Origin of the sequence: Leptospira biflexa serovar Patoc strain 'Patoc 1 (Paris)', assembly GCF_000017685.1 — a bacterium.
GTDB lineage: Bacteria > Spirochaetota > Leptospiria > Leptospirales > Leptospiraceae > Leptospira_A > Leptospira_A biflexa.
Window position 1 is genome coordinate 3588351 of the sequence record NC_010602.1, and the last position, 11327, is coordinate 3599677.

The window sequence follows — 11327 nt, forward strand, 5'->3', positions numbered from 1 at the left end:
AGATTAACTTTTGTTTAAATCATCATAGGTCTATAACGAACGTGGAAGTAAAACAAAGATTACATTTAATTTTCTACCGACTTCGGTATAAAGTCCAGGAATGGAAGCTTAAGTTATCCCAACGTTATGAGGATTTGGACAAAAAGGGTCGCGAAAAGCTGACCATCATGGTCATTCCTCACACGGATCGAAAAACAATTAACTTTGTTATCTCATACAAAGCCATATCCATCTTCATTGGGATCATGGTTGTTCTCCTTGTGATTAGCGCTGTGAATGTTTTATCTCATAGTGGATCCATCCACCAACTCACAGAACTCAATCTCACAAACAAAGACTTTATCCGACAATCATCAAAAATGAAAGAAGAGGTAAATTCTCTTCACGAAACCATCCAATACTATTACGAACGAATTTCCAATCTTTACATCAAATTAGGTGGTGATCCATCGCGCGTATCGAAAGGGATGGGTGGACAAGCAGGCCAGTTCCTTGCCCTACAAGGTACACCACAGACTGACATTACTGATGAATCCTTCCGCATCAAAGAAGACATTCACAATTTAAAACTGTCTTCAGAACTTTCAGAAGAGATCATCAAACTCATCAAAAAAAGAAAGAGCATCATTAAAAACACACCTTCGATTTGGCCAACCAAAGGGTATGTGTTATTCCCTTTTGGAAAGTACATCTCACCCATCACTGGAAAAGAAGAAATCAATCGTGGATTGGACATTGGTTCCTTTCCAGGCGCGGAAGTCATTGCAACAGCACCGGGACTTGTGTTTGATACAGGTTACTCACCAGCAACTGGTTACTATGTAAAAATATCTCACAGATTTGGATGGAAAACGATCTACTCTAATTTGGATCGAATCCGTGTGAAGAAAAATGAAAAACTTTCCAAGGGCGACATTCTTGGTTACGTTGGAAAATCACCTGAAAATCCGATTTACCACCTCCATTATGAAGTACATGTTGGTACTCAGGCGTTGAATCCGTTTTCGTTTCTCAACCAAATCCAAGAATAATGTCGAATCCATCTACAGAAGAAGAATTTTTAGTTAATAGCATCATCGGAGAAGGGGCTGAGTTCACAGGCGAATTTAAGTTCCCTGGCCTCATTCGTATCGATGGAAAATTCCGTGGAGTCCTCGAAACCACAGGAAAGGTTCTTATTGGAAAATCAGGAATCGTCGATACAGATATCAAAGCGCGTGTGGTAGTTGCCGGCGGAGAAATCCGAGGTAATATTTATGCAACAGAACGTGTGACTCTACTTTCAAGCTGCAGACTCGAGGGTGACATTGTTACCCCACGACTCATCGTGGAAGAAGGTGTTGTGTTCCACGGAAAATGTACAATTAACCCCACTCGTCATTAGGCGGGTTTATGATCATCCAAAACAACAACCCTAAGTCTGTATCCACTCAGGCTAAAAAAGGATCCAAAGACAAACTATCTGCTTCCTTTGGACCCGTTGACGAATCCAAACAAAGTTTTTTGGATATATTGGAATCAATCGTTCCGGCAGGAAAAGAAGAAACGAGAGAACTGAATGAACTTTGGAAAGATTTACCTGATCTTGAAAAAGAATTAATCAAAGATCCCAATCATAAAAACCTCGATTTGTATAAAAAACACATCAAACAAATTGCAGAGCTCATTTTAAAAAAAAACTATAAAGTGATGCAAGCCCCACAACGAGGCCGAAATGACCAAAAAGATGTTCGGTATGTAAAGGTAGTAGATGAAAAATTGGATTTATTGGCGAAAACAATGTTTTCACCGAATAACAGTGCCTTTGTTATTTTGAAACAATTAGATGAAATAAGGGGTCTACTGATTGATCTAAAAGGATAATTCTTTGCAAACACCTGACCGACCTAAGTCAAAAAATCTTCGTGTTCTTTCCAAAACTTTTTCTTATCTCAAACCATACCGATTGCAAATGGTATTATCCTCATTTGCATTATTGTTCACAGCTGGTGTCACATTAGGACTTGGACAAGGTTTACGCCATTTGGTGGATGCTGGCTTTTCCGCAAAGTCCAAACAGGAATTAGGTTATGCTCTGGTGTTTATCATATTTGTGGGGATACTACTCGCCATTGGAACTTACATTCGCCATTACACTGTCTCGTGGATTGGAGAACGTGTTGCCTCTGATATCAGAAAAGATGTGTTCCAACATATCATTTTCATCCACCCCAGTTTTTTTGAATCCAACTCTCCCGGGGAAATCCAATCAAGGATCACAACAGATACGACACTCATCCAAACGGTCATCGGATCTTCTGCATCCATTGCCCTTCGTAACATATTGATGTTTGTCGGAGGGATTATTTTTTTATTCATCACAAATGCGAAACTCACACTCATCGTTCTACTCAGTGTTCCCTTCATCGTTTTCCCTATCTTGTTTTATGGTAAAAAAGTAAGGAACCTATCCAGAAACACTCAAGATAAAATCGCAAGCATCGGAACCTATGTAAGCGAATCCCTCCTCAATATAAAAATCCTCCAATCCTTCCATCACCAAAAAGTAGATATCCAAAAATTTTCCGAAACAGTAGAAGATGCATTTGCTGTGGCTGTTGCTCGCATCAGACAACGAGCTCTTTTAATTGGGACCGTGATTTTGTTCATCCTCACGGGAATCAGTTTTATGTTGTGGGTGGGTGGGACTGATGTACTCGAAGGGAAGATTACTGGTGGTGAACTCATCGCATTTTCTTTTTATGCGATCATGGTTGCCAATAGTGTGGGAGCCGTTTCCGAAGTTCTTGGTGATTTGCAAAGAGCTGCCGGTGCAACAGAAAGATTAATGGAATTGTTATTATCCGAATCTGAAATCAAAGATCCAGAATTTCCAAAACCGATTACAGAAATTTTCCAATCTATCGATACACTTCACAACAACAATGGTTTTGGAAAACAAAATGGTCTTACCATCCACCTAAACCAATTGGCATTTTCTTACCCATCAAGACCAGAACACAAAGCCATCAAAGGAATCAATTTAGAAATTCCTGCAAACAAAACTACTGCTCTAGTTGGCCCGTCGGGTGGTGGCAAAAGTACTTTGTTCGAACTCATCCTACGTTTTTATGATCCAACTTCTGGAACAATTTCCATTAGCGGGATCAATACCAAAGAATTGAAATTAGAAGACTTACGATCCCTTATCGGTTTTGTCCCACAACAACCCATTCTCTTCAGTGGAACCTTACGCGAGAACATCGCTTATGGAAAACCAAATGCTAGTTTTGAAGAAATCCAAAGAGCAGCAGAGAGCGCTTATGTAACAGAATTTTTAAACCAACTCCCTGAAGGATATGATACCAATTTGGGACATTTGGGGACAAGACTCTCTGGCGGACAAAAACAACGGATCGCCATTGCGAGAGCCATCCTTCGCAATCCAAGAATCCTTTTGTTGGATGAAGCAACATCGGCTCTTGATTCGGAATCAGAACAAATGATCCAAAGGGCACTCGACCATTTAGTAAAAGAAAGGACCACTATCATGATCGCACATAGGCTTTCGACAGTCGTCAAATCCAATCAGATTGTGGTGATAAGAGAAGGGGAGATTGAGTCCGTTGGAACACATGACGAACTCTTAAAACAAAGTGAGTTATATGAAAGATTGGCGAAATTACAATTTCACACCGAGCTGCTCTAAGATCCTTTCCATATCACTTAGATTTGCGTAAGAAAAAACAATTTTGCCTTTGCCATTTGTTTCATTGTGGGACACTTCCACTTTGGAACTGAATTTGTTTCTTAATTTTGTTTCCAATTTCACAATGCTAACATCTCGTTTGTCTGGAACACTAGAAGAGGAATTCGATTTTTTATCAGGGTTTAGTAAATTGGAAACATAGTTTTCCACTTCACGAACATTCCAACTTTCACTAATCACTTTCTGTGCTACTTCAAATTGTTTTTTGGAATCCGGGATCGAGAGCAGGGGACGTGCTTGTCCTTCCGAAAGTTTCCCTTCTTTCACCCAATCTTGTAAAGGTTTCGGTAAAGAGAGGAGGCGAATCAAATTGGAAATGGTTGCACGGTTTTTTCCCACACGAGTGGCAAGGTCTGTTACCTTTAACGCTCGTTTGTCGATGATGGCTTGGTAGGCATACGCTTCATCCATCGGATTTAAATTTTCCCTTTGGATATTTTCGATGAGTGCAAGCTCCATCATATCCGCTTCCGATAGATCACGAACAATCGCAGGAATTTTTGCAAAACCAGCAAGTTTGCATGCACGTAATCTCCTTTCTCCAGCAACCAAGATGAAACCTGAACCAGATGGATTTTTTTGAACTACGATCGGTTGGATCACTCCATGTTCGATAATGGTATTGGAAAGTTCTTGGATGGATACATCTGAAAATTGTTTTCTTGGTTGGTGAGGATTTGGTGAGATTTCGGAAACTTTGATTTCGCGTAGTCCCGATAGTTCCTCTTTCGAAATCTCTACATTGTTTTCATTGACTGGAATTAAATTTCCAAGTCCTCGTCCTAATACTTTTCCTTTGCCGAGTGCCATAACTTATGCCCTCCCTACAATTTCTTCCGCTAAACTTTTATAACTTTTGGCACCAACACCATCAGGATCATAGTAGTTGATTGGTTTTCCAAACGAAGGTGCTTCTGAGAGTTTTATGTTTCTTGGTATGACAGTCTCATAAACTTTCTCTTTGAAATAGTTTCTCACATCGTCAGCCACTTGGTTTGCTAAGTTGGTTCGTTTGTCATACATTGTCAGAAGCACTCCTTCTAATGCGAGTGATGGATTCCATTGTGATTGAACAAGAGAAATGATTCGCATGAGTTGCGAAAGTCCTTCCAATGCAAAGTACTCAGTTTGTAAAGTGATCATGACTGATTGAGATGCACAAAGTGCATTGATCGTTAAAACTCCGAGGGAGGGAGGACAATCGATTAAAATATAATCGTAGGATTCTTTGATGGATGCAAGAGCATCTTTCAGTTTGAATTCTTTTTTCTCGATGCCAAGAAAGTCTACTTCTAGTCCCGAGAGGTTGATGTTCGAAGGAATGATATCTAAATTTGGTATGAATGTTTTTTGGATCGCTTCTCTTGCAGATAGTTCACCGATCATCACTTCATAAGTTGTTTTACTCAGTGACTGCACTTCCAAGCCAAGTCCCGATCCTGAGTTTCCTTGTGGATCGATATCCAGGAGCAAAACTTTTTTTCCTAAATCAACAAGATTGGATGCTAAGTTGATCGCTGTGGTTGTTTTTCCAACACCACCTTTTTGGTTACTGATCGAAACAATTTTACCCATTCTTGCTTTTCGTCTCCTTTACGATTTCCTTCCAGTCGCGGGGGTATCCCTTTTTTGGAAGTGAATTCTTTTGCAGTATTTTGATATGTCTCTTTCCAACAAACTCTAATTCTGGAATGAGAATTTCTTTTTTCAATACGAAGCCATTATTGCTTAAAACTTCGGTTTCCTTTTCCAAATCCTGGTAGGGTTGTGCAAGGAAGGGACATAAGATTCCTTTTTGTTTCACCATCCTTGTTGTTACCTCTGCAAGGTAAGGGTAGGGGACCATCGCTCTTGAAGTCACAACATCAAAATTGGAACTGATTTCTTCTGTTCTTGCATAAATGAACTCAACTCGTTTCTTCACTTTCGAAAGACTACCAGTTGTGATTTCAGCTTCTAGAAGAGCTAGTTTTCGTTTTTGGGAGTCCACAAGGAATACCTGGGGTGCCTTCTTCAATACAGCAAATAAGAATCCCGGAAGACCAGGACCTGTTCCAACATCGGCTACATTTGTTTCACGTGAAACATATCCTGTTGTTTTTAACTTCCACACAAAAATCAATGATTCAAGAATATGTCTCTCGAGAATTTTTTCAGAATCATTCTTTGAAAAGAATCCTCCCTTTTCATTGTCTCGCTTTAAAAAATCATAAAAATTTTTCACAAGCTCCCAATCAAATTCAGGTTCAAGAATCGGAAAGAGTTCAGGGATGATCGTTTGGATTTCTTCTTGGATGGTTTTTTCTGGCATAATCGTATTATCGTTTTATAGAATTTCGCCGATGTCTCCTGTAGGAGAAATCATTTCCATGTTTCGAATGTTTATTTTTTTCATCATCCTATCCGTTCCTATCTTAGGTTACACACCTGGCAAATGGTCCCACAAAGATGCTTATCTTTTCAAAAAAGTGAAAAAAGTTCCAACGAAAGAAATCGTAAGGAACGCAGAGGGTCAGGTGATTTATGTCGCAGAATACGAATACAACTCGGATGGCAAATTGGTTGCGGAAACGTATTCAGACAAAGAAGGGAAAGGTGATGGGAAAACAACATTCCGTTACACCGAAGGTCTTTTAACGAGTGAAGAAGTTTATGATAATGGTGGTCATCTCGTGGAACGAAAAGATTTTCAATTTAAAGGTCGTGCCCTGAAAAAAATGAATGTGAAAGACCGTGAAGGCAAACTAGTGATGGTTTACACAATTGAAAGTGATGGTGAAGGAAATGTTTTTGCTGCGGAAGGTAAAAACATAGAAACCAAAGATAACGAATCCTTTCGTTTTCAAGTTGATCCAAAGAGGCCCAATGTCCAAATCCAATACCTTACTGATGAGAAAAAGAAGGGTTTAGGTGAGATCCATTTTAAGTTTGATGGCAAAGGAAACTTAGTGGAAAGAGAATTTTTCCAAGGTGAAAACCGCAGGGTACATAAACTAAAATACAAAGCAGATGGAAGTTTGGAGTCCCACTCGTTTCACGTGAAACAAGGGGACAATTGGATTTTAGAAAAGACCCACGTTCTAGTTTACGATTAAAAATAAAAAAAACAATTCATCCATATCCGTTGTCAGAGTGAGTCGCTCTCGGCGGAAATGGATCTCCACTCAAACCATTTAAAAACTAATTTCTCGATACAGTAATCAAATCTCTACTCTAGGCAAGGGTGAATGGTTCAGTTGTTTTCTTCGCTCTGATAGGTTTGTCATTCCCTCATCCATTTTTGAAATCGTTTGGTCTCCAGTCCGAATCACTTATCTAGTCCCTCAGAACGAATCTCCGATCTGACATCATAACAAACAAGTGTCATAGAAATGATTGGTACTAGATGCAACAGAAACTCTGTCTCCATTTACGATTCATGAAAATGAAATCATAAAGGTTCCCATAAAAAAACCAACCAAAAGGAATCTCTCTTGGTTGGTTTTTTTCATATCGTCGGTAATGAATCTGCGAGTGGAATAAAATTATTTGATCAATGTCGATCCACCAAATGATAGAGAAGTAAATCCACATCGGAAGGATCCACTCCCGAAATATGAAGGGCATTTTCTAAATTGAGTGGTCTATGTTTTTCTAATTTCACGATGGCTTCCGTCTTCAAACCTTTCACACTCGCGTAATCAAAATCAATGGGAATCTGAAAGTTTAAAAACTTCTTACGGTATTCGATGGTCTCTAGTTCTCGTTTCAGATACCCTTCATACTTCACTTCCATTTCCAAAACTGCTTTTTCATCCTCATTCAAAATCGAAAGTTCGGAAACGATTGGTTCTAAATCTTTAATTTTGATGTCTGATCGTTTGAGAAAAGAGGAAAGCGAGTGACCAAATTTATAATTCGTAATCTGTTTCTCTTCCAAAACTTTTGTGAGCTCTGGAGACGGTTTCATCGCAGAGACAAACAAATGGGATTTAATCGACTCAATCCTGGCATAACGATCTTTCATATCTTTGTATAATGATTCTTCCACAAGACCCATCTCATATCCGTATTGCATGAGCCTTTGGTCAGCGTTGTCTTGTCTGAGAAGAAGGCGATATTCCGCACGACTTGTAAACATTCGATACGGATCTTCCACACCTTTGTAGACGAGATCATCCACAAGCACTCCAATATAGGATTCACTTCGTTTGAATAAAATAGGTTCTTCTTTCCGAACGGAACGTATCACATTATACGCAGCGACAAGTCCTTGAGCCGCTGCTTCTTCATACCCTGTGGTCCCATTGATTTGGCCTGCATGGTAGAGTCCTTTTACCTTTTTTGTTTCGAGAGTCGGATGGAGTTCTGTTGGATCAACATAATCATATTCGATGGCATAACCAGGTCGCATGAGTTCCACTTGCTCTAAACCTTTGATGCTTCGAAGGAACTTCCATTGCACTTCTTCCGGTAAACTTGTGGAGACACCATTGAGATACATCTCATTTGTTTCATAACCTTCTGGTTCGATGAAAATTTGGTGTCTGTCTCGTTCTGCAAAACGAACCACTTTGTCTTCGATCGAAGGACAGTATCTTGGTCCCACACTTTTGATCTGACCCGAATACATCGGTGAGTATTCTAAGTTTTGTTTGATCAGTTCATGAGTTGTATCATTCGTGTAGGTGATGAAACAAGGGATTTGTTTGCGATCGATCTTCTTTGTGGAAAAAGAAAAGGGTCTTGGATTTTCATCTCCATCTTGGATTTCGAGACCATCAAAGTTGATCGAATTTTTATGAACACGCGCAGGGGTTCCTGTTTTCAAACGACCTAAGCGTAATTCAAAACGAGCAAGAGTATGGGAAAGACCTTTCGTTGTTGGTTCTCCAATCCGACCTGATTCTTTTTGGTATGTTCCTATATGGATCACACTGGATAAAAATGTTCCTGTGGTTAAGATCACATGGTTTGTATAAAAAGTAAAACCACGGCCGGTGATGACACCTGTGACTTGGTTTCCTTCCACAATCAAATCTTCAACAGTATCTTGTCGGATCGAAAGCTGTTGTAATTTTTCCAACTGGTGTTTGATCATGAGTTGGTATTGTTTTTTCTCTGCCTGCGCACGTGGGGCCCAAACAGAAGGTCCTTTGGAAGTGTTTAACATCTTAAACTGGATTCCAGTTTGGTCGATCACTCGTCCCATAAGACCACCAAGAGCATCCACTTCCCGAACCATATGGCCTTTTGCAATCCCACCGATGGCTGGATTACAACTCATTTGACCGATGGTATCTAAGTTCATCGTTATGAGTAAAGTTTTCAGACCTGCTTTTGCAGAGATATAAGCGGCTTCTGTTCCGGCATGACCGGCACCCACAACGATACAATCAAATTGGTTTGGATAAAAGGAAGGATTCATATTATGTCTTCTTAGTGTAACGATTCTTATGTCTTATGAAAAATAAAGGAGAGTAAAGACTACTCTCTAGAACGATATCAAAACCATCGGCCTATGCTTCGAGAGAAAAAAAGATAAAATTCATTTTCTAATTTCGAAACTCTTAAAGATTGGAAGGATAGGAATCTCAATGGCTCAGAATTCATTCCCTTATACATACTTTGAAGGTAAAATTGTTCCTTCCGAAGACGCAAAAGTCAGTGTCCAAACCCATGCCTTACAATATGGTACAGGAGTTTTTGGTGGAATCAGAGGTTACTACAACGAAGCCAAACAAAATCTTTATGTCTTTCGATTGCCAGAACACTGCAAACGACTTGTGAACTCCACAAAGATCATGCAACTTCAAATCAAAATCACTCCGGAAGAAATCCAAACCATCATCTTGGATCTACTTCGAAAAAACGAAGCTAAACAAAATGTATACTTAAGACCTTTCATTTATACATCAGCCTTACAACTTTCGCCTCGATTCCATGATGTGAAAGCTGACATCACTGTGTATGCTCTGAAACTCGATGACTATCTTGATACACAAAATGGGCTCACAACCATGGTGTCCTCTTGGCAAAGATTTTCTGATAACCAAATCCCCACTCTTTCGAAAGTGAGTGGTGGGTATGTGAATTCAGCACTTGCCAAATCGGAAGCGGTTCAAAATGGAATGGATGAAGCCATCTTTCTCGATGCAAGAGGGTTTGTATCAGAAGGTTCTGCCGAAAATCTTTTTATCGTTCGTGATGGAGTGATCCATACACCAACCATTCCCTCTTCGATCTTAGAAGGGATCACAAGAAGGAGCATCATTCAAATCGCAAAGGACCTTGGATACCAAGTGATCGAAAGAGACATCGCAAGATCCGAACTGTATATTGCGGATGAATTATTTTTTTCCGGGACTGGTGTGCAGGTAGCTTGGGTGAAAGAAGTAGATCGCCGAGTGATTGGAAATGGAACCATCGGACCTGTGACCAAAAAAATCCAATCTATCTTTTTTGAAACTGTACGTGGTGAAGATCCAAAGTATATGAATTGGCTCACTCCGGTTTATTAAATTAAAATGGTCGATACTTCGTTTTCATTTGAGCAAGTGTCAGGCCAAGATGTAGCACTGACATACATAAAATCTTTTTTAAAAGATCGCTCGAAAATTCCAGGTTCCTTAATTTTTTACGGACCAGATGGGGTGGGGAAGTGGCTTGCCGCAGAACGTTTTGCACGACAAATCCTTTGTTTGGAAGGAACCTCTTGCGGTCATTGTGATTCCTGCCGTCAGTTCATGAGAGGAATCCATCCTGACTTCATTCAATTCCCAAGACGAAAGAACATTGCAATCGGGAAAGAAAAAGACCCTGAAGAGTTCACCATTCGATGGTTATTATCTGCACGGATCCCTTTCAAACCACACACTTCGGATTATCGAATCGTTCTTTTTCCTGAAGCAAATCGAATCAACAATGAAGCCGAAACCACACTTTTAAAAACATTAGAAGAACCGCCTCCACATACAAAATTCATTCTGATAGTCAATGACCTACATAATTTAAAACAAACGATTGTTTCTCGTTCGGTTTGTATTCCTTTCCACTACCTCCCGCAGGATGAAATCAAAAAGATTCGAAGGAATGAAATCGCGGAAGCAAAATTGTATTATGGTGGTTCCCTCAATCCGTTTGAAATTGCTGATGAATTTTTAGAAGAGTGGCATGAGAATGTAAGGGAACATTGCCATGATTCCATTTTGCTATTCAAATTAGAAAATTGGGTGAGAGACCAACTCGGTGAATTTCGTTCGAATAAAGAAGGACTCACTGGAATTGATTTTTTAGAAATGATTTGTTTGTTACTGCTTTATGAATACAGACAAAAAAACTTTGAAGCCAATGTGGGTAGGATTGAAGCCATCCTTGACTTTAAAATGAAACTCCATTACGAAATTCCAGCTCTTGAGTATGTTCTTTTATCCCAACTTTTTTTAAGACTCGCCACATAATTAAAAAATAAAAACGAAAGAGAATTGAAACCCTTTCTGAAAGCAAATGGATCTGTATCCATCAATCGATAGGAACCAATTATTGACCTTAATTGATCATAAATTAAATTCCACCTAACATACGCAAACGACTTAGCCCC

At 39.6% G+C, this 11327-nt stretch carries 11 protein-coding genes; 7 read left to right on the forward strand and 4 right to left on the reverse strand.

The window, feature by feature from the left end; genetic code table 11:
• The first annotated feature begins 41 nt into the window (after positions 1 to 41).
• From LEPBI_RS17020 to LEPBI_RS17035, 4 genes are read left to right on the forward strand one after another with little or no spacing between them, the layout of a single operon-like run.
• Positions 42 to 1031 carry a M23 family metallopeptidase gene (locus LEPBI_RS17020; protein WP_012390384.1) on the forward strand — a complete coding sequence of 330 codons (990 nt, stop codon included), beginning with the start codon at positions 42 to 44 and terminating at the stop codon, positions 1029 to 1031.
• Complete coding sequence (locus LEPBI_RS17025) at positions 1031 to 1384, forward strand: bactofilin family protein (protein ID WP_012390385.1); 354 nt, start codon at positions 1031 to 1033, stop codon at positions 1382 to 1384. Before LEPBI_RS17020 ends, LEPBI_RS17025 begins: the two co-directional genes overlap by 1 nt.
• 8 nt (positions 1385 to 1392) lie before the next feature.
• Entirely contained in the window at positions 1393 to 1863 is a 471-nt protein-coding gene (locus tag LEPBI_RS17030) for a YaaR family protein (RefSeq protein WP_012390386.1), read from the forward strand.
• Between the two features lie 4 nt (positions 1864 to 1867).
• Positions 1868 to 3688, forward strand: coding sequence for an ABC transporter transmembrane domain-containing protein (locus tag LEPBI_RS17035; protein ID WP_012390387.1), 1821 nt, complete (start codon positions 1868 to 1870; stop codon positions 3686 to 3688).
• On the opposite strand, the gene LEPBI_RS17040 is transcribed toward LEPBI_RS17035, so the two are convergent.
• The 3 genes from LEPBI_RS17040 to LEPBI_RS17050 are packed head-to-tail and all read right to left on the reverse strand — an operon-like array spanning position 3662 to position 6059.
• Entirely contained in the window at positions 3662 to 4558 is an 897-nt protein-coding gene (locus tag LEPBI_RS17040) for a ParB/RepB/Spo0J family partition protein (RefSeq protein ID WP_012390388.1), read from the reverse strand. The genes LEPBI_RS17035 and LEPBI_RS17040 overlap by 27 nt on opposite strands.
• A gap of 3 nt (positions 4559 to 4561) precedes the next feature.
• Positions 4562 to 5323 (reverse strand): ParA family protein, encoded by a 762-nt coding sequence (locus LEPBI_RS17045; protein ID WP_012390389.1) that lies wholly within the window; start codon positions 5321 to 5323, stop codon positions 4562 to 4564.
• Positions 5316 to 6059, reverse strand: a complete 744-nt coding sequence (locus LEPBI_RS17050; RefSeq protein WP_012390390.1) for an RsmG family class I SAM-dependent methyltransferase — start codon at positions 6057 to 6059, stop codon at positions 5316 to 5318. The genes LEPBI_RS17045 and LEPBI_RS17050 overlap by 8 nt, the downstream gene beginning before the upstream one ends.
• Before the next feature lie 58 nt (positions 6060 to 6117).
• Here LEPBI_RS17050 and LEPBI_RS17055 point away from each other — a divergent pair, with 58 nt between their 5' ends.
• A complete protein-coding gene (locus LEPBI_RS17055; protein WP_012390391.1) occupies positions 6118 to 6843 on the forward strand; it encodes a hypothetical protein in 726 nt (241 codons plus the stop codon).
• Positions 6844 to 7280: 437 nt separating this feature from the next.
• Here the strand turns inward: LEPBI_RS17055 and mnmG are convergent, their stop codons facing one another.
• Positions 7281 to 9155: a tRNA uridine-5-carboxymethylaminomethyl(34) synthesis enzyme MnmG gene (gene mnmG / locus LEPBI_RS17060; RefSeq protein ID WP_012390392.1), complete on the reverse strand. Its 1875-nt coding sequence runs from the start codon at positions 9153 to 9155 to the stop codon at positions 7281 to 7283.
• A 169-nt stretch (positions 9156 to 9324) separates the two neighbouring features.
• On the opposite strand from mnmG, the gene LEPBI_RS17065 reads away from it, so the two are divergent.
• Positions 9325 to 10248 carry a branched-chain amino acid transaminase gene (locus tag LEPBI_RS17065; protein ID WP_012390393.1) on the forward strand — a complete coding sequence of 308 codons (924 nt, stop codon included), beginning with the start codon at positions 9325 to 9327 and terminating at the stop codon, positions 10246 to 10248.
• 6 nt (positions 10249 to 10254) lie between these two features.
• On the forward strand, positions 10255 to 11187 hold the full coding sequence (locus LEPBI_RS17070; protein ID WP_012390394.1) for a DNA polymerase III subunit delta': 933 nt from the start codon (positions 10255 to 10257) through the stop codon (positions 11185 to 11187).
• Positions 11188 to 11327 lie beyond the last annotated feature (140 nt).